Annotated in this window: 17 protein-coding genes and 1 pseudogene; 8 read left to right on the forward strand and 10 right to left on the reverse strand. The window is 65.0% G+C overall.

The window, feature by feature from the left end; translation table 11 throughout:
- The first annotated feature begins 23 nt into the window (after positions 1-23).
- Positions 24-1,040 (forward strand): energy transducer TonB, encoded by a 1,017-nt coding sequence (locus SAS01S_RS04445; protein ID WP_066805454.1) that lies wholly within the window; start codon positions 24-26, stop codon positions 1,038-1,040.
- Between the two features lie 4 nt (positions 1,041-1,044).
- Here the strand turns inward: SAS01S_RS04445 and SAS01S_RS04450 are convergent, their stop codons facing one another.
- Entirely contained in the window at positions 1,045-1,842 is a 798-nt protein-coding gene (locus SAS01S_RS04450; RefSeq protein WP_066805456.1) for an SGNH/GDSL hydrolase family protein, read from the reverse strand.
- A gap of 178 nt (positions 1,843-2,020) precedes the next feature.
- Between SAS01S_RS04450 and SAS01S_RS23310 the strand changes: the two are divergent.
- From SAS01S_RS23310 to SAS01S_RS04465, 4 genes and pseudogenes are all read left to right on the forward strand, one after another.
- Positions 2,021-2,251, forward strand: a pseudogene (locus SAS01S_RS23310) (DUF6632 domain-containing protein); the annotation flags it as partial.
- Between the two features lie 65 nt (positions 2,252-2,316).
- Positions 2,317-2,655 carry a hypothetical protein gene (locus tag SAS01S_RS04455; RefSeq protein WP_066805459.1) on the forward strand — a complete coding sequence of 113 codons (339 nt, stop codon included), beginning with the start codon at positions 2,317-2,319 and terminating at the stop codon, positions 2,653-2,655.
- 415 nt (positions 2,656-3,070) lie between these two features.
- Positions 3,071-5,761: an aconitate hydratase AcnA gene (gene acnA, locus SAS01S_RS04460; RefSeq protein WP_066805461.1), complete on the forward strand. Its 2,691-nt coding sequence runs from the start codon at positions 3,071-3,073 to the stop codon at positions 5,759-5,761.
- Positions 5,762-6,204: 443 nt separating this feature from the next.
- Positions 6,205-6,897: a hypothetical protein gene (locus SAS01S_RS04465; RefSeq protein ID WP_066805463.1), complete on the forward strand. Its 693-nt coding sequence runs from the start codon at positions 6,205-6,207 to the stop codon at positions 6,895-6,897.
- Between the two features lie 37 nt (positions 6,898-6,934).
- Here the strand turns inward: SAS01S_RS04465 and SAS01S_RS04470 are convergent, their stop codons facing one another.
- The 4 genes from SAS01S_RS04470 to SAS01S_RS04485 form a co-directional block, all read right to left on the reverse strand.
- Complete coding sequence (locus SAS01S_RS04470) at positions 6,935-8,626, reverse strand: putative bifunctional diguanylate cyclase/phosphodiesterase (RefSeq protein ID WP_066805465.1); 1,692 nt, start codon at positions 8,624-8,626, stop codon at positions 6,935-6,937.
- A 73-nt stretch (positions 8,627-8,699) separates the two neighbouring features.
- Positions 8,700-9,209, reverse strand: a complete 510-nt coding sequence (locus tag SAS01S_RS04475) for a Smr/MutS family protein (protein ID WP_066805467.1) — start codon at positions 9,207-9,209, stop codon at positions 8,700-8,702.
- A 25-nt stretch (positions 9,210-9,234) separates the two neighbouring features.
- Positions 9,235-10,488 carry a murein transglycosylase A gene (gene mltA, locus SAS01S_RS04480; RefSeq protein WP_066805469.1) on the reverse strand — a complete coding sequence of 418 codons (1,254 nt, stop codon included), beginning with the start codon at positions 10,486-10,488 and terminating at the stop codon, positions 9,235-9,237.
- Positions 10,489-10,683: 195 nt separating this feature from the next.
- The gene (locus tag SAS01S_RS04485) at positions 10,684-11,331 is read right to left on the reverse strand and encodes a Tim44/TimA family putative adaptor protein (RefSeq protein WP_157082659.1); all 648 of its coding nucleotides are present in this window, start codon (positions 11,329-11,331) and stop codon (positions 10,684-10,686) included.
- A gap of 178 nt (positions 11,332-11,509) precedes the next feature.
- On the opposite strand from SAS01S_RS04485, the gene secB reads away from it, so the two are divergent.
- Genes secB through trpS form a run of 3 tightly spaced genes read left to right on the forward strand, consistent with a single transcriptional unit; the run spans position 11,510 to position 14,669 of the window.
- Complete coding sequence (secB, locus tag SAS01S_RS04490; protein ID WP_066805473.1) at positions 11,510-12,025, forward strand: protein-export chaperone SecB; 516 nt, start codon at positions 11,510-11,512, stop codon at positions 12,023-12,025.
- A 28-nt stretch (positions 12,026-12,053) separates the two neighbouring features.
- On the forward strand, positions 12,054-13,652 hold the full coding sequence (gene murJ / locus SAS01S_RS04495) for a murein biosynthesis integral membrane protein MurJ (RefSeq protein ID WP_066805477.1): 1,599 nt from the start codon (positions 12,054-12,056) through the stop codon (positions 13,650-13,652).
- A 9-nt stretch (positions 13,653-13,661) separates the two neighbouring features.
- Positions 13,662-14,669: a tryptophan--tRNA ligase gene (trpS, locus tag SAS01S_RS04500; protein WP_066805480.1), complete on the forward strand. Its 1,008-nt coding sequence runs from the start codon at positions 13,662-13,664 to the stop codon at positions 14,667-14,669.
- A 41-nt stretch (positions 14,670-14,710) separates the two neighbouring features.
- On the opposite strand, the gene SAS01S_RS04505 is transcribed toward trpS, so the two are convergent.
- From SAS01S_RS04505 to SAS01S_RS04525, 5 genes are all read right to left on the reverse strand, one after another.
- Positions 14,711-15,415, reverse strand: a complete 705-nt coding sequence (locus SAS01S_RS04505) for a hypothetical protein (protein WP_066805483.1) — start codon at positions 15,413-15,415, stop codon at positions 14,711-14,713.
- Positions 15,416-16,627: a toxic anion resistance protein gene (locus SAS01S_RS04510; protein ID WP_066805487.1), complete on the reverse strand. Its 1,212-nt coding sequence runs from the start codon at positions 16,625-16,627 to the stop codon at positions 15,416-15,418. It abuts the gene before it with no gap.
- Between the two features lie 144 nt (positions 16,628-16,771).
- A complete protein-coding gene (locus SAS01S_RS04515; protein WP_157082660.1) occupies positions 16,772-17,683 on the reverse strand; it encodes a motility-associated ABC transporter substrate-binding family protein in 912 nt (303 codons plus the stop codon).
- A gap of 5 nt (positions 17,684-17,688) precedes the next feature.
- Complete coding sequence (locus tag SAS01S_RS04520) at positions 17,689-18,258, reverse strand: NADPH-dependent FMN reductase (RefSeq protein ID WP_066805491.1); 570 nt, start codon at positions 18,256-18,258, stop codon at positions 17,689-17,691.
- 65 nt (positions 18,259-18,323) lie between these two features.
- Positions 18,324-19,016, reverse strand: coding sequence for a DUF6058 family natural product biosynthesis protein (locus SAS01S_RS04525; RefSeq protein WP_157082661.1), 693 nt, complete (start codon positions 19,014-19,016; stop codon positions 18,324-18,326).
- Between the last annotated feature and the right edge of the window lie 76 nt (positions 19,017-19,092).

Below are 19,092 nucleotides of genomic sequence, written 5' to 3' on the forward strand. Positions count from 1 at the left end.
CTCAGCAGGGGTTGGCGCCGGCTATGCAGCCGCCCAATGGCCTGGGCCGCGCATTGTTGACCTGGTCACCGGCCGAGGCACAATGCGGCGGTGCGGCGATCGCGCTGGGGCCATTGGTGCGGCGGCCGCTCAGCAATCTGTTCTGGCCGACCCAGTTCAAATTCAAGCCGGTGACGTTTCGCTTCACGATCGACGCGAGCGGCCGGCCATTGTCGATCGAACGTATCGATTCCGACTTCGTGTCCTTCGGCGACGACCTTGCCCCGGCGCTCGCGGCGAGCCAGTTCGCCAGCGGCGCGAAGGCGTCGTGTCAGATCACCTATACGCCAAAGATATTGTCGTTGGCGGAGGCACCGGTCGGCGACCTGATCTCGTATACGATCTCGCCGATCGGCGGCGCCCTGCCCAACGAGGGCTGGGCGCGGATCAAGCCGGCCGGCGATTGCGGAAAGGCGCCGACGGTCGCGCCGCTCCTGTCGGCATTCCCCAATTACGCCCGGATCCCCGGAACACCGGGCATCCGCGAATGGACGCTGATCGGCTATGACATCGATCGTCAGGGCAAGCCAGCGAACGTGCACATCATGGACAGCAACGGCAATGCGGCCCTGGCAAAGGCGTCGGCCAAGGCAATGCAAGGCTGGAAGTTCGACGATGGCCCGCGGACGGGCTGCATTTATGCGTATCGGCGCAACCCGCTGACCCTGGCGGCACCACCCGCCCCCGAGGAAGCGGCGTTCCGGCCCGCCGACGCTACCTGCGAAGAGCCGCACCAATGGACGCAACCGCTCTCGCTTCAGTTCCCGGAAAATTACCGGCGGCGGATGATCGAAGGGTGGGCGATCGTGCGATATGACGTGGCGCCATGGGGCGCGGTGGGCAATCTCAAGGTCCTCGCATCCCAGCCAAGCGAAGATTTCGGCAAGCAGGCAATCTTCATGCTGCAAGGCGCGACATTGCCGAAATCGTCACGCGGGCTGACCGGATGCGTGGATCGGGTGCGCTATGTGTTCGACCACAATGCACCGCCAGCGGAGTGAGGCGTCAACTCATCGCCTGAACATCGTGGACTTCCTGGCGGATCTTGGTGACGACTACCGGGTCGAGCCCGGGAGGCGCATAGGTCACAAGCCCGACATCGCGTCCCGACAGGTCGCCATAAAGCGCGAGCGCGAACAAATAGCTGCCCGCCAGGCTGGGATGGTTCCCGTCCTGGGTCAGCGCGATTTCGGGATGGTCGCGCTCGACCGCCGACCACAAAGTGGCGACATCGACCAGATGCGCGCCCGTCCGCTCGGCCAGCGACGTGGTGCCGTCCCGTATCTCGCGCTTCAACTCCGCGCGTCCGCTGCCATCCGGATCGCCATCGTCCCACAGGCGCGACTCATAGGACCAGTTGACCACCAGCCGCGGATGGCCGTTGGTGGGATGGAGGGAACCGATGAGGTCGGCGCCATAGGTCTGAAAGCTATGGGCGAGGTCGTCGGAGGATTGGGCGCGGCTCTCCGCCTGGAGCACGACGTCGTCCCAGCGTTGCGTCAGCAGGCCCTGCGTGGCGCCGTCTTTCCACAGGATCTCGAAGCTGGCGCCGTTGGGCGCATCGAGCGTGATCTCCCATTTCTGCGGATCGTGCGCCGAATCCGCCATGGCGCGGACCATGTCCGGCATGTCGTTGAACGAGGTACGGCTGTTCCCGAGGATGAGGATTGCGCGCTCCGGCCGGCGGTCGAATTTGTCCTCGGCGCGGGCAACCAGCGCCTTCGCGGAGAGGGGCTGGCCGAACTCGAACCAGCACAGGCCGCCGAGCAGCAACGCGACGAATAGAGACAGCAGCAAACGCATGTCGCTGTAGTTGCACGAGGAAGACGAAGATTCGGTTGATGTACGGTTTGCGCGAATTTCGACGTTGCCAACCATATTTAGGGGTTTTGGGACGCGCGACCGTAATTCCGGTATCCGGGCGACGGGCTTGCACGCCTTCGCTGACAGGTTCAGCCTGCCTGCCGGGGAGGATCATTCGATGATCGGCAAATATAGCCTGTTGCAGATTGCGCTATTCGGGTTTGGGCTCGTGTCGTGCCTGCTCTATCCGCTGTCGATCGTCTGGCCATCGGGCTGGTCGTGGCATGCCGGGCCGCCGATGGCGTCGCATTATTTCATGATGATCGTCGGCGTGTACGCGACGCTCGGCGTTTTCCTGATGCTCGCCGCGCGCAATCCCGCCGCCAACGCCTCGCTGATCTGGGTCGCCGCGATGTCGAGCGTGGTGCACGCGCTGATCATGGCGAGCGATACGATGGCAGCGGAGGTAAGGCGGTGGCACTTCACGAGATCGCGATCATTGCCTGCATCATGCCGGCCCAGTTCGCGCTGTTGCGGACGCATGAAGAGCTGCGGATGTGGAAACCGGGCGCGCGCGTCGCCATCGGGATGGCGGGAATCGTCGCTGCCGTCACATTGTTGATCGTGGGCGCGCGCTTCATTCCGCGACCGCCTGTATCGAATTCTTCCCTGCTGCAGGACCTGCTTCTGGGTGGGTTCATCGGGTCGATCGCCGTGATCTCGGTCCTGTCGGCAATGCAAATAGCTGGCGGATCGGTGCAGGGTTTCAAGCGCTGGCGCTACCGCCGCCGGGTGTTGGCCGATCAACCGTAAGGGTGCGGGCGTCGCCCCGGCTCAGCGGGGTACATTTTGGGGGTTAGTGCAGGCGTCACCGTAAACTCCAGCGCTCAGCTGCAAGGGAGAGCGGCGCGGTCGCACGGAATTGGTGCATTTAGCAAACGGTCACCGTAAATCACCTCTCGCTCGCCTCGGTCCTGCTACGAAGACTAGAGGATCACATCCTCTAATTGGTCTAGGCTCAAGGCACCTTGTGCATTTGCTAACTCATGCCGGGCAAACTCACTTGTCACCCCCACCCTTCCCCCACCCCCTCCCCCCTGCTATCGGCCTCGCGACTCACGCATTCGCCCGTCCGGGCGCGCTCGCGCGGGACGCCGGCCTTCTTGGCCTCAGGCGCCCGCCTCCCCGCCGCGCCCATGACCGGCCACACAGGGAAAGGACCCTTTGAATGACCGCCATCGGCCAGGACACGCTCGGCACCCGCGACACGCTTAGTGCGGGCGGCAAGAGCTACGATTATTTCTCCCTGGCCAAGGCGAGCGCCAAGCTCGGTGACATTTCCCGCCTGCCCTTCTCGATGAAGGTGCTGCTCGAAAATCTGCTGCGGTTCGAGGACGGCGTGACCGTCACGCCGGAGGATTGCCAGGCGATCGTCGATTGGCAGCAGAACCCGGTCGCGCCCGATCGCGAGATCCAGTACCGCCCGGCGCGCGTGCTGATGCAGGACTTCACCGGCGTGCCCTGCGTGGTCGATCTGGCGGCGATGCGCGACGCGATCACCAAGCTGGGCGGCGACGCGGCCAAGATCAATCCGCAAGTGCCCGTCCATCTGGTCATCGACCATTCCGTCATGGTCGACGAATTCGGCACGCCCAAGGCGTTCGGCGATAACGTCGACCTGGAATATGCGCGCAATTTCGAGCGCTACGAATTCCTGAAATGGGGATCGAAGGCGCTCGACAATTTCTCGGTGGTGCCGCCGGGCACCGGCATCTGCCATCAGGTGAATTTGGAGTATGTCGCGCAGGCGGTGTGGTCGTCCAAGGAAAGCGGCGAGCGCGCCACCGCGGGCGCGACGATCGCCTATCCCGACACCCTGGTCGGCACCGACAGCCACACGACGATGGTCAATGGCCTGGGCGTGCTCGGCTGGGGCGTCGGCGGGATCGAGGCGGAAGCGGCGATGCTCGGCCAGCCGGTGTCGATGCTGATCCCCGAAGTGGTCGGCTTCAAGCTGACCGGCGCGCTCAACGAAGGGATCACCGCGACCGATTTGGTGCTGACCGTGACGCAGATGCTGCGGCAAAAGGGCGTGGTCGGGCGCTTCGTCGAATTCTACGGCCCGGGCCTCGACAGCATGACGCTGGCCGATCGCGCGACGATCGCCAACATGGCGCCCGAGTACGGCGCGACCTGCGGCTTCTTCCCGATTGACGACAAGACGCTCGATTACATGCGCCTGACCGGTCGCCCGGACGAGACGATCGCGCTGACCGAGGCCTATGCCAAGGCGCAGGGCATGTGGCGCGACGCGGGCGCCGCCGATCCGATCTTCACTGACACGCTCGAGCTCGACATGAGCCAAGTGGTCGCCAGCCTGGCCGGGCCGAAGCGCCCGCAAGACCGCGTCAGCCTGAACAAGGTCGACGAAGTGTTCAACGGCGACCTCAGCAAGATCTACCACAAGGAACGCCCGGCACGCGTCGCGGTCGAGGGCAAGGATCACGATATCGGCGACGGCGACGTCGTCATCGCCGCGATCACCAGCTGCACCAATACCTCCAACCCGTCGGTGCTGGTCGCAGCGGGTCTCGTCGCCCGCAAGGCGCACGCCAAGGGCCTGATGCCCAAGCCCTGGGTCAAGACCAGCCTGGCCCCCGGATCGCAGGTGGTGACCGACTATCTGGTCAAGGCGGGGCTGCAGGCCGATCTCGACGCGATCGGGTTCAACCTGGTCGGCTATGGCTGCACGACCTGCATCGGCAATTCGGGGCCGCTCGCCGCGCCGATTTCGGCCGCGATCAACGAGAACGACCTCGTCGCCGCCTCGGTCCTGTCGGGCAACCGCAATTTCGAAGGCCGCGTGTCGCCCGACGTGCGCGCCAACTTCCTCGCCTCGCCGCCGCTGGTGGTCGCTTATGCGCTCAGGGGTACGGTGACCGAGGACATGGTCGAGACCCCGATCGGGCAGGACCAGCAGGGCGTCGACGTCTATCTGAAGGACATCTGGCCGACCAATCTGGAAATCGCCGACCTGATGGCGGCGAACATCGATTCCGGCATGTTCAAGCATCGCTATGGCGCGGTCTATGAAGGCGATGCCAAGTGGCGTGAGATCGACGTGCTGGGATCGGACACCTACACCTGGCGCGCCGGGTCGACCTATATCCACAACCCGCCCTATTTCGACGGCATCACGATGACCCCGGCGCCGGTCGGCGACATCATCGAGGCGCGGCCGCTGGCGATCCTGGGCGATTCGATCACCACCGACCACATCTCCCCGGCCGGATCGATCAAGGCCGACAGCCCGGCGGGCAGCTTCCTGCAGGAGCATCAGGTCAGCCGCGCCGACTTCAACAGCTATGGCGCGCGCCGCGGCAATGACGAGGTGATGGTGCGCGGTACCTTCGCCAATATCCGCATCAAGAACGAGATGGTCCCGGGCGTCGAGGGCGGCATGTCGCGCTACGACGGTCAGGTCCTGCCGATCTATGACGTGGCGATGAAGTTCAAGGCCGATGGCGTGCCGATGGTGATCGTCGCCGGCAAGGAATATGGCACCGGATCGTCGCGCGACTGGGCGGCCAAGGGCACCAATTTGCTCGGCGTGCGCGCGGTGATCACCGAGAGCTTCGAGCGCATCCACCGCTCGAACCTGGTCGGTATGGGCGTGCTGCCGCTGCAATTCGCGGACGGCGTCACGCGGCAGACCCTGGGGCTGACCGGAGACGAGACCTTCACCATCCGCAATGTCGCCGGGCTGCGTCCGCGCCAGGATGTCGAGGTCGAATTGACTCGCGCCGATGGCACGCAGACGACGTTCATGACGCGCTGTCGGATCGATACGGTCAACGAGCTGGAATATTTCCTCAACGGCGGGATCCTGCAGTACGTGCTGCGGAATTTGGCGGCGTAACCACTATCCCCCTCCCGCTTGCGGGAGGGGTTAGAGGAGGGCGTGTCGCGGCCGAAGATCGCTCCGCCCGATCAGCCACTGCGGCACTACCCATACTCCACAGTCACCCCGGCCTTGTGCCGGGGTCTGCGTCTCCACAACCGATGCCAGCCGTTGTTGCGCGGCGGATGCCGGCACAAGGCCGGCATGACGGTGTTGGATAGCGTGCGAGTCTCTTCAGACCGGACCGCTCGCGGTCCGGTGGATGCCGGGACCAGACCGGCACGACGGATTGTAACCTGGGCGGAAGCCCCCTCCGACACGCCCTCCCCTAGCCCCTCCCGCTTGCGGGAGGGGAATTACGGTCACCCCACCGACACCGCTGCCACGCCCCTGCACCGATTGACGGCGCGCGATCATCCCGGCCATAGGCCCGGCTTCGCCTCGGATGGGAGACGACGCGGATGGGTGCGGTATCGGCGGTCTTCTATTTCCTGGGTCATCATCCCTTTCTGGCGATGCCGCTGTATCCCCTGCTCACCCTGGCGATCGGCGCGTTGCTGGCGCGGTTGACGCGATGGCGGGGATGGCTGTTCCTGGGCGTGCCCGGCCTGATCCTCGCGGCGATGAGTCCGTTCTTCGGCTCGGCGGTGAACGCGATGTTCCTCAACGCGGTCGGGACCGTAGGCACGGCAGTGATCGTCCATTCGGAAGAGACCAGCTCGACGCTGAACGACAACAATATCTGGTATTACCAGGCCGTGGTGCGGACGGCGGACGGGCGCAATGTCGAGACCGATTTCGACACGATGACCGCGGCGCTCTATCCGTGGCGCAACGAGATCCAGATCCCGCCGGAAGGCGAGCGCTTCGTCGTCAAATATGTCCCCGCCTTCCCGCGCAACATCGCGATCATGGTCGACCAATCGCCTTATGGACGACAGCGCCTGATCGCCCGCGACCGGGAACCGGTAGAGACCACCACGGCAAAACTGGCGGCGGCGCCGGACGACCCGAAATTCCGCGACGACCTCAAACAGGCGCTCCGTGCGTTCATCGCCTTGCATGCCGCCGACGGCGACCCAGCGCTGCTGGCGACCTATCGCGCGCGGCTGGCGGCACTGGACGCAAAACCGGCGACCGCGCGGCACAACTGACGGATTTCCCGAAACGCCTGACGGTCGCGCAGGCCGCTCAGCCCACCGACACCACGCCGGTATCGCCATCACGCGCGGCGTTGCGGGACCAGGTCAGGAACGCTTCCTCGTCCATCGGCTGGGCGATGACATAGCCCTGGATGACGTCGCAGCCGATCACGCGCAGGACGTCGGCCTGGTCGTTCTGTTCGATCCCTTCGGCGACCGCTTCGCAACCCAGGCCGTGGATCAGGCCGATCACCGATTGCGCGATCAGCCGCGTCTCGCGGCGCGTGGTGACATGTTCGATCAGGCTACGGTCGAGCTTGATGCGGTCGATCGGCAATTGGCGCAGGCGCGACAGGCTGGAATGGCCGGTGCCGTAATCGTCGATCGCGATCGTCGCGCCGTCGGTGCGCAGCGCGGCGATCGCCTCGATGACGTCTTCCGAGCAATGCATCGCCAGCGTCTCGGTGATCTCGAGTTCGAGCAACCGCGCCGGCGCGTTGCTCGCCAGCATCGCTTCGCGCAGGCGGCGAAAGAACATCGCGTGGTCGAGCTGGCGCTGGCTGATATTGATCGCCAGCCGTTGTTCGACGCCCAGGTCCGCCCAATGGCGAATCGTCGCGGTGACGCGGCCGATCACCCACTCGCCGATCTCGACGATCAGCCCGGTCTCCTCGGCGCGGGGCAGAAAGCTGCCGGGCAGTTTGACGCCCTCGGTTGGGTGCTGCCAGCGCAGCAATGCCTCCGCCGCGACGATGCGGCCGTCCTTCAGGGACACCTGGGGCTGATAGACCAATGTGAATTGGTCGCGATCGATCGCGGTGCGCAAATCGACTTCGAGCTGGGCGCGGTCGGCGAGTTCGGCGGCGAGTTCTTCCGAGAAATTCTCGGCACGGCCGCGGCCGGTCGCCTTGGCATGGTACATCGCCGCGTCGGCGGCGCGCATCAGATCGTGCAAGGTGGTGCCGTGGTCGGGGCGGAGCGCGATGCCGATCGAGGCGCCGATCTCGATCTCCGCACCGGCGATGTCGAACGGCTCGGTCAGCGCGTACAGGACGCCGCGGCCGATCCGCGCCGCCTCGCGCGGATCGTCGAGCCGCGGGAAAAACATGGTGAATTCGTCACCCGCCAGGCGGCCGATCAGCGGCTTGTCGGTAACCTCTCCGATCGAGATGCTGTCGGCCACCGCGCGCAGGCGATTGGCGACCATGCCGAGCAGCATGTCGCCGGTGGCATGGCCCATCGTGTCGTTGACCGCCTTGAAGCGATCGAGGTCGATGAACAGCAAGGCGGCGATCTGGCCAATCGGCATTGTGGCGAGCTGGCGCTCGGCAGATCGCCGGAAATGGGTACGGTTGGGCAAGGCGGTGACGGGATCGAACATCGCCAGCCGGTGGACGCTGTCCAGGTTTGTCGCGACTTGCTGGAACAGGCCGTGCATCGCCTCCGCCAGATTCGGGACGGCGGCGCCGATATCCTCGGGGATAGGGCTGTCGAGATCGCCATGAGCGGCCTTGGCGATGCGCGCGATCGCGGAGTCGATCGCTGCCGCGGTCGAGGCGATCGAGCGCTCGGCAGCGGCCCAGGAGAGCGCCGAACAGACGATCGCCGGGATCAATGCGCGGCCCATCGTATCGGCGCTGAGCTCGCCATGCGCGGTCGCCAGCAGCGCGAGGATGAACACCATCGCACCGGCGCACAGTGCGAATGCGATCGCCCGGCCTTTCAGCGATGCTGATTCCATTGCGCCCGAACAGTCCCCGTCTGGTGGGCTGTCGAAGCGCCCCCGATGAAGACAACAATGTGACGGGAAAGGGTTAAGAAATTCGTGCCCTGCGGGGTCTGCGCAGCACAATATATAGGGCTCCCGACCCGCCATGGCGCGGGTTGGCGCCCCTTACCGCAGCGATCGCATCGGCATGGCGCGACGAGTGGAGCCAGTCGCCCACCGCCGCGCGGATCGCGCCACGTGCATGCGGCCGCTCGCTATCGGGCCGCGGCGGTTTTCCGGTAATCAACAGGATGACGCGATCGCCGCGCGCGATCGAACGGCCGAGCGCGTCGTCGAGCATGGCATAGGCCGAATTGAGCGTGTGGCCGTGCAGGTCGACGGTCGCGTCGGGCTGAACCATGCCGCGCGACAGCCGTTTGTCCCAGCTGCCGTCGAGCGTGGTGCCGGGTGTGGACCGTGCTGCGACGGGCGCCGGAGTCGGCGCGGCGGCTACACGACGAGCGCGAAGGCTCCTCGGTGGTTCAGCGGGCGCGGGTGGCAATGGCGCAGGGACGGCCGCCGCCCGGCGCGGGTCGATCGGCTTCACCGTCGCCATCACCCGCGCCCAAAGCGCGCGCTCCTCAGCGCTGAGGCGTCGTTCCACCCCTGCCTCCCTGCAGGCGAGCAAGCGTGCCGACCGGCACGAGCACGAACGCGGTGCCGCGTCCCGACATGCCGCCGGCGATCGCCTCGGCCTCCTTGCCCGCGCCCCAGAAGGTATCGACGCGATTGGCGCCCTTGATCGCGCCGCCGGTATCCTGCGCGATCCACAAACCGGTCGCATCGGTACGGTCCATCGACAGGAAGACCGGCGCGCCCAACGGAATGAATTTGGGATCGCTGGCGACCGTCACGCCACCGGTCACCGGCAAGCCCATCGCGCCCAAGGGCGGGCCATCGAGCAGGCGGAAGAACACATAGCTCTTATTGGCGCGCATCACCTCGCGCCCTTCGTCGGGATGCGCGCGCAGCCAGGCGACGATGTCCTGCATCGTGGCATGCCCCGGCTGGAGCATGCCGCGGTCGCGCATCAAAGCGCCGATCCCGGTATAATCGCGGCCGTTCTGGCTGTCGTAACCGATCCGGAAGGTCGAACCGTCGGGCTGGCGCAACTCGCCCGATCCCTGGACCTGGAGGAAGAACAAGGCGACCGGATCGGCGGCCCAGGCGATGATCGGCGCCTGGGTCATCGCCCCGTTCTCGATCTGCGTGCGGTCGTAATAGGGAACGAAATTCTTGCCCTCGACGCGGCCGCGGATCGACTTGCCCTTCAGCGCATCGGAGAATTTTCCGAGGTCAACGTCGATCAGATCGGCCGGGCGGCCGTAGATCGGCACGTCATACCCCTTGCGGCGATCGCGCGATCCGGCGATTTCTGGAATGTAATAACCGGTCGCGAACGCCTTGCCGTCGCCGACCTGGACGGTTTCGAAATTGGTCGCGAAGAAATCGGCGGCGTCGCGGTCGCTGACCGATTGCGCAGCATTGCAAGCGGGTGCCCAGTCGGCGCCACGGGTCAGCCCGGATTGATCGGTACGGCGGACCAGTTCGCGGCAACTCAAGCGGAACGCGGCGAGCGCGCGCGCGGCGCGTGATTGCCCGATCCCCAGGCTCGACACCGATGGTCCCGCGACGACGCCCGCTCCTGCCGCATTGGCGCCGGCCGGTACGATGGTCGGATTGGCGACGGGCGGCAGCGGCTTGGCGGGCGTCGGTTTGCGGACCGGTGCGGGAACCGACGATGTGGTGGTCGATGGCGGCACAATCCGCCCCCCACAGGCGGACAGCAGTAGCGCGAGCCCCGATATCACGATCAGCTTGCGCGTGACGGCCATGTACGAAACCCCTTTACTCGATTTCGGTATCGCTAATGACCGGTCCCTCTTCCGGAAACAAGCTTCGGGTAGCGAGGGTCAGCGAGGCGGGATTTGAATGCACCGTGTTCCTGCGAAAGCAGGACCCCAGGGTAACGCAGTACTTCAGCTACCCTGGGCTCCTGCGTTCGCAGGAGCACTATGGGTGAACAGCCCTCAGGCCTCGTCGGTGTCGGCCAGCTTCCAGTCGGGATCGCCACTGCGCAACGGGCGGGTGAAGGTCCAGACGTCGTGCGTCTCGACCGCGTCGGTCAGCGATCCGGCGACGACATTGCCATCGGCATCCCGCGTCACCGCGGCGATATCGGCGTCGAACGCCACGGTCACGCGCGCAATCTTGTTGTCGACCGACGCGTCGGTGATGATCGCGCGTTCGATCGTCACCAGCCGGTTGTCGAGCACGTGCCCTGCTTCCTTGCGCGCCTTGATCGCATCGACAAAAGCGTCGCGGACATGGTCCTCGGTCAGCCAGCCGAGCGTTTCCTCGTCGCCTTTCCAGAACGCTTCGAGCACCATGCGATAGGCATTCTTGGCGCCATCGAGGAAGCCGGCGACGTCGAACGAGGGGTCGGCGTGGATCACCGCGCGCAATCCAGTCTGCGCCGCGCTCTCGATCGTGCGCAGGCCGGCGTCGCGGAAATCGGGGCGCGGCTCGGCATTGCGGGCCAGGGTCAACGGAGGGCCGGGGCGTTCCTCGGCGGGATTGCGCAGCACCGGCTCGTGCCCGGTCCGCTTGCCGAGCACGGCGTACAGACGCAAGCCCAAGAACAGGGCAACCATGGCGAGGATAACAATATAAACCACCGGGCCTCCAATTTGACCGCTGTGCAACATAGGCACAAGAAACGCGCTATTCAAATGTTCCCGTATGCGACCCGCCGTTGAACTGCCACGATCCCCCTGCTAGTCGCCGCTCACCTCGCGCGAGCCCACGGGCCTGACCCACGCGAAATACCCATTCAAGACGAGAAAGCAGCTACTCATGGACGATCAGGATACTTCCGGCGCGATCGACGCCACGCTCCCCAACGGCGCCGATAACGGCCCGGCCATCGGCATGATTTCGCAATATGTGAAGGACCTGTCGTTCGAGAGCCCGACCGCGCCGGCGGTCTTCAGCTCGGAGAATCAGCAGCAGGCGCCGCAGATGGACGTCGAGTTCGGCATCGGCACCAGCCAGGTCGGTGACGAATTCCACGAAGTCACGCTGAAGATCGAGGTTCGCGCCAAGATGGGCGAGCAAACCGCGTTCATCGTCGAATTGACTTATGCCGGCCTGTTCGGCGCGCGCAACGTGCCCGAAGAGCATCTTCGCCCGTTCCTGCTCGCCCAGGCCCCGACTCTGCTTTTCCCGTTCGCCCGCCGCATCGTCGCCGACGTGACTCGCGACGGCAATTTCACCCCGCTGCTGCTCGATCCGATCGATTTCGGCACGCTTTACCAGCAGCAGCTCGAGGCGCAGGAACAGCAGGCCGAAGGCGTCATAGGCAACGCCTGACGCTCCCCGGTCCGGCGGGGACAACAAGATGAATCTTGCGAAGTCGCTGGGATCGGTCGGCGGGCTGACGCTCGTCAGCCGCATCCTGGCGCTCGTCCGCGATACGTTGCAGGCGACCTATGTCGGTGCGAGCTTCGCGTCAGACGCCTTTTTCGTCGCGTTCCGCCTGCCCAACATGTTCCGCGCTTTGTTCGCGGAAGGCGCGTTTTCCGCCGCGTTCATCCCGATGTTCAATCGCAAGGTCGGAGAGAAAGGCGAGTTGGCGGCGGGGCTCGCCTTCGCCGAAGCGGCGCTGGCAGTCCTCCTCCCCCTGCTCTCGATCTTCACATTGGTGATGCTTGTGGCGGCCTGGCCGGTGACCTGGGGCTTGTCGGGCGGGTTCAAGAACCCGACACACGACCAGTTCGCCTTCGCGGTCGAGCTGTCGCGCTACACCATCCCCTATCTGATGCTGATCTCGCTGGCGTCGCTGCTCGGCGGGATCCTCAATTCGCTCAACCGCTTCTGGGTCAACGCCGCCGCACCGATCCTGCTCAACATCTCGATGGTCGCCGCTCTGTGGTTCTTCCACGGCTCCGGCCCGGACGCAGCGTACGAGACGGCGCGCGCACAGGCGATCTCGGTGTCGGTCGGCGGCGTGCTCCAGCTCGCCTGGCTGCTGTTTGCTTGTCGCCAAGCCGGCGTCAGCCTCAAGTTCCGTAAGCCGGTGATCGACGACGACATGCGGCAATTGCTCAAGCTGATCCTGCCCGCGGCGATCGGCGCAGGCGCAGTGCAGGTCAATCTGGCAATCTCGACCGCGCTTGCCGGCCGCCTGCTCGATCAGGGCTCGATCTCGTACATCTATTACGCCGACCGCCTGAACCAGCTCCCGCTGGGCATGATCGGCATCGGACTCGGCACGATCTTGCTGCCAACCGTCTCGCGACTGCTGTCGACCGGCAAATATGACGAGGCGATGGACACGCAGAATCGCGGCATCGAGCTCGCGCTTTTCCTCACGCTGCCCGCTACGGTTGCGTTCATGGTCAGCGCCGAGCCGATCATCCGCGGGCTGTTCCAACATGGCGCCTTTACCGCGGCGGCGACCACCGCCAGCGCTGGGGCGCTCGCCGCTTTCTCGGTTGGGCTGCCATCCTATGTGCTGGTCAAAGTGCTGACCCCGGGTTTCTACGCGCGCGAAGACACCAAGACGCCGGTCCGTTACGCCATGATTTCGGTGGCGGTAAACCTGGTCGGCAATCTCATCCTGATCCCCACTCTCCATCATGTCGGGCCGCCTCTCGCCACCGCGATCGCGTCCTCGGTCAATGTCGGCATGCTGTATCTCACGCTCCGCAAGCGCGGGCATTTCGTCACCGATGCCCGGCTGCGCCGCCGCGTGCCGCGGCTGCTGCTCGCCGCGATCCTGATGGGTGTGGCGCTGTGGTTGGCCGAACGCTTCGTTGACCCCTACCTCACCGGCAGCCTGGTCCGCCGCGGTCTCGGCCTGACCGCGCTGGTCTCGGCGGGCGGCGCGGTGTACGCGGTCGCCTGCTTTGTCACCGGGGCCTATCGCCTCAGCGACCTCATGGCATTGCTCGGTCGCCGCCGTCCGGCCAAGGCGACCGGGCAGGAACAACTTTAAGGGATTTTCATGCGCGTCGTTTCCGGCATCCAGACCACCGGTCGTCTTCACCTCGGCAATTATCTGGGGGCGATCAAGCAGTGGGTCGCGATGCAGGACCAGGTCGCCGAGGCCGGCGGCGAGTCGATGTACTTCATGGCGGATCTGCATGCGCTGACCGACCGCGTCGCGCCCAAGGAACTGGCCGACAACACGATCGAGATGACCGCGACGATCCTTGCCGCCGGGCTCGATCCCGAAAAGTCGATCATCTGGAACCAGGCACGCGTGCCCGCGCATTGTGAGCTGACCTGGTTGCTCAACAATGTCGCGCGCGTCGGATGGCTCAACCGCATGACGCAGTTCAAGGACAAGGCCGGCAAGGACCGCGAAGGCGCCAGCGTCGGGCTGTACGATTATCCCGTTCTGATGGCCGCGGATATCCTGCTCTACAAGGCGACCCACGTGCCGGTCGGCGAGGACCAGAAGCAGCATCTGGAACTCACGCGGGACATCGCGGCCAAGTTCAACAGCGATTATGGGGTAGAGGTTTTCCCGCTACCGGAGCCGATGATCAGTGTCGCGGCGCCGCGCATCATGAGCCTGCGCGACGCGACCGCGAAGATGTCCAAGTCGAACCCGTCAGACATGACGCGGGTCAATCTCAACGATTCGGATGACGAGATCGCGCAGAAATTCCGCAAGGCGAAGACCGACGCGGAGCCGCTTCCCGCTAACGTCGACGGACTGGAGGACCGGCCCGAGGCGCGCAACCTGGTGACTATCTATGCGGCACTGGCCGATGTCGCGCCAGCCGACGTGCTCGCGCAATATGGCGGCCAGGGCTTCGGCCAGTTCAAGCCGGCGCTGGCTGAGCTGGCAGTTGCGAAGCTGGGGCCGATCCGTGATCGGCTGGTGCGCTTGCTCGACGATCGGGCGGAGGTGGTGAGTGTGCTGGAGCGCGGCGCCGAACGCGCGCGGGCGATTGCAGGTCCGGTGCTGCGTGAAGCGCAGGATGCGATGGGGTTGCAGCTCTAGGTTACGACTCTCCCTTGCCCCTTGTGGGAGAGGGAGAGTAATCAAACCGGGCTCTTGTCGCCCTGATATTTGATCTCGAGATAACGCCCACGCGTTGACAGTGCGTCGAGATCGCCTTGCGCCAGCTGCGCGGCCATCTCGTCAATCTCGCGGCCGATCACGCTTAGCCCTTCGACCAATTGCTGGTCGGGGCTCTTGCCGTTGCGTTCGACACTGCGCAGCGCGGAGGGGACGCGCTCATAGCCTTTGATGAATTCGGGCAATTGCTCGCCGACCAGCTTGCGGATTTCGGCTGCGGCCGGCTCATTCTCGTCGAGCCCGGCCAGTTGTGGCGTCAATGCATCGAGCTTGAGGCCGATCTGGTCGACCAAACTGATCGCCGGCGCCGGCAGCGCGGGCCGCTGCGAGTCGAGCCAGCGCCCGGTCTGCGCGGGCAGCGCCTTCAGATCGACCTGGCGCAATTTCTCGAAGGTCGGTGCGCGTTGCGCCGGTGTCGCCAGCAGCACCATCGTCGCCACCACCATGGCGACGATCATCAGCAGGAAGCCGAACATACCGATCGGTCCGACCACCAGGCCGAACACCACCGCCAGCCCGACGATCGCTGCATCGGCGATCGCCGCGCGCGTCAACCGCTGGCCGACATCATTGACCCGCACGCTCCGCCCGGGCCCGGCGCGATAGCGTTCGGACGTGCGGTCTAGCGTCTCGCGCGCTCGTGCGATCACATCGTCGGTAGAAGCCATTTACACCGCCTCGAGCTTGAAATCTGTCTGCGGGCCCTGCAGCGCGGCCTGGGATTGGCCCTCTGCCCGCGCGATATAGCCTTTCGACTTCTCGACTTCGGTCGACAGCGTGTTCACCGTGGTCTTCATCGAATCTAGCGCCTTCATCTTGAAGGCATCGATCGCGTCCATCGTGTCGTAGATATTCTGGAACGCGCGCTGCAGCGTCTCGACCGGAATGGTCGAAGCGGCCGCCTGCTCGTGAATCTGCGCGGTCTGTGACTTGAGCAGCTGGCCGGTCGAATCGATGATGTTGGCGGTGGTCGTGTTGAGCTGCGTGATCTGTTCGAGCACCAGTTTCTGGCTGGTCAGCGCCTGCGCGACTGTAACCGCGGTGCGCAGCGCCGAAACGGTGGTGGTCGACGCACGGTCGACGCCCTTGATCAGCTCGACATTGTTCTTCTTGACCAGATCGAGTGCAAGATAACCCTGCACCGTCACCGCCATCTGGGTGAGCAAGTCCTGAGTCCGCTGACGCGCGTAGAACAGCGCGCTTTCGCGCAGTGCCTTGGCCTTGGCCGGATCGGTCGCGTCGAGATCGTTGGCCTTGTCCTCAAGCTTGGCGTCCATCGTCTTGGCGAGATGAATCATCTGTTCGAGCCGGCCCATCGCCGCCCACAGATTGGCGCGCTCGGTCTCGATCGCGGCATTGTCCATCAACAGCTCGTCCTTGCCCGAGCCGAGGCTCTTGAGGATCGACGAAATGTGCGTCTGCGACGATTTGTATTTATCGAAATAGGTGTTGAGACCGCCGCCGAAAATCTTGTCGAGCAGACCGCGACCGCCTGAGATCAATTTGCCGTTCTTGCCGGGATCGAGCTTTTCGATCGTCTGGCGCAACTGGATCAAGTCGGCGCCGACGCCGGTGTCCTTGTCCATCGCGCGCACCGGACGGTCGAGGAACCGGTTCGATTGCGACGCCGCTTCGCGGATTTCCTTTTGCCCCATGCTGGTGATGGCATCGACACGCTTGCCGAATTCGGGCGAGTCGACGTCCTGTGCGACCAGGTCTTCGACGAACTGATCGACCCGGCGTTCAAGTTCGCTCCGCTTGGCGTCGTCGACCGGCACCAGCCCGGCCGCTTTGGTCGCCGCCACCGCGGTAACTGGCTCGGGCGGCGTCAGCACCAGATCGGGTTCGGCCGTGACGGTTTCGGTCGGGGTCGTCGCCATTCTCAGTCCCTCTTCGCGATGGTTCGTGGAGTCTGGCCACGAATGGTCGCGCGTTCAAGTGTGTTGCGCATGTAACACGCGTGGAAATAATGGCAAGATGTGCCGCGCTCCTCCTTCGACCATCGTGACGATGCAAGGAACCCGCTATTTGTCTCCGGCTGTCGCGGGAGCCGGCGGCGTGTCGCTTGTCGCCAACCAGCGCACAATGTTGCGGATGAACCGTTTGTTGCCCTCCGCGCCCGGTGCATTGAAACCCATTGGCCTTTTCTTGGGTCCCAAGAGCTGCGCCGACCAGGCGCCCGCCTCCGCCAACAAGACCGCCCGCCCCTTCCCGACCGCCAGCGAGGCGCCGCGCAAGTCGCTTCCCGACATCGGCCGTGGCGGCTTGTCAGTAACCAGCATGGTCCAACTCGAATCGAACCGCAGCAATGGCGTGGCGGCAGCGGGCGCGGTGAAAGCCGCGCCATAAAAGGTCTGTATCTGCGGCAGCCCGCGCGTCAGCGGGCCGTCGACCAGGCCGCCGTTCGCGAAGCTGAAGAATTCCTCCTTGGGAACATGCTGTGCAGCATACATCTCGATATCGAAGCCGAACGAGGCGGCCAAAGCACGCAGGCCGCCGGCGTAGGGCGGATGATCGGCGATCATCAGCAGCGCTCCGCCGCCTTTCACCCAGTCGGCGATGGTCGCGATTTCCTGCGACGTGAAGGCGGAGGTCGATTGGTATTTGGGCGCCTTGGGCGGATCCTTCGGGTTCACCGGATCCACGATCACCAGCACGTCCGACTTGGCCAGGCTGGCGGCGGAGATCGGCTGGTCAAAATCGCGCACGACATAGCCGTCATGCGTTAGCAGCGCCCCGAACGGCGCATAATCGGTCGCCAGCGTCTGGCGCTCGTCATGCCCCGAATCGACCATCACGACCGGCCCCTTGCCGGTCGCGAATGCGGGATTGGCGACCTTGGTATCGGCATCGGGATCGACGACCTGTTGCGCCAACGCTGGCATGGCAGGGTTCGCAAGCGCCGTGGCCAGCGCGAAATACAGGATCCTCCGCATCGGTATCAGCCCCCCTGTCGCGCCGCCTTCAGCGCGCTGCCCCACCATAGCAATTCGTCGAACAATACCGAGATCCGTCTGTCCTCTATTTCACCCGCATTGAACCGGTCGCCCTCGCGCAGCTTCGCAGCGCCCTGCAGATGGACTGCGCTGCTGAGCGGCGCCATTTCCATTGCAACGGTGACCTGGCGAAGTTGCTCGACCGATCGCGCGCCGCCCATCCCGCCATGCGCGACGAACGCGACCGGCTTGCGACCCCATTCGGCATAGACGGTATCGAGCGCGTTCTTGAGCACCGCACTCATGCCATGATTATATTCCGGCGCGACCAGGATATAGCCGTCGGCGGCACCGATCCTTGCCGCCCAGGCGCGCTGCTTCTCACTAGTATAGCGCCCGGTTGCTGGCGGATTGGGCTCGGCGAACATCGGCAGATCCCATTCGGCCAGGTCGAGCAGTTCGGCATCGAACTCGGCGCGCGCGGCGATCCGGTCCATCACCCAATGCGCGATCGGCAGCGAGATGCGCCCTTCGCGAACGCTGCCGACAACTACCGAAATCTTGAGCCGCGTCATGATCGCCTTCCCTGTATCGTCCGGTCATCGCCGGGCGTCGCGAAAGGATCAAGCGTCAACCGCAGTCAGGCATAGGGCCGGTCGTCGCCGAGGCGTTGTTCCCGCAACAGGCGATCGATCGTGCGCCCGGGCGTTCCGGTCGGACGCTGCCAAGGTGCGAAGGGCAGCAGCAGTCCCGCCAGTATTTCAGCATCGGCGAGCAAGGCGCCGGCATCGTAATCGGGCTCGGCCACAGCGACCTTCAGCCATGCGCCCAGGGCTTCCTTGGCGACGCACGTTTCCGCGGTGAAGATGCGCAGGCAGACGCCATAGCCACCCCGAAGCCACGACGCCCATTCGTCGCGCGCCGCAACGCGTGCCGCATCGGGATCGATCGTATCGCCCGAGAAGCAGCCGGCAAAGGCGAGGCGCGCATATCGCTGATGGCCGAGTGCCATCGCGAACCGATCCGCGAAACTATCACGCACCATGGCCGCCGCCTCCGGCGGCGAGTTCCCGCTGCGCGTCGCCAATTCCGCCTGGCGCAATCCCCAGGCGGCGCCGGGGCTGAACCAATGCTCGCCCGCAGGCGCTGCACCGGCCGCGCCGAGCGCGCTCCACCAGCCATCGGCGCCTCTGGCATAGATCGGCCCCGGGGCGCATCCGGCGGCGATCAAGTGCTCGATCCGCGCCGGCGTTACGCCCACTGCCTGAGCGAGATCATCGAGCGTCCAGAACCAGCGCTCGACATAGCGGCGGGCGTCGTCATCAGCATACATCGGCATCATCCTTCGAAATGCCCGGCGGATAGCGCCGGCCGACCGTTCGATGCTTCGGTGGTCGCCGAATGATGGC

This window comes from Sphingomonas asaccharolytica NBRC 15499 (genome assembly GCF_001598355.1).
GTDB lineage: Bacteria > Pseudomonadota > Alphaproteobacteria > Sphingomonadales > Sphingomonadaceae > Sphingomonas > Sphingomonas asaccharolytica.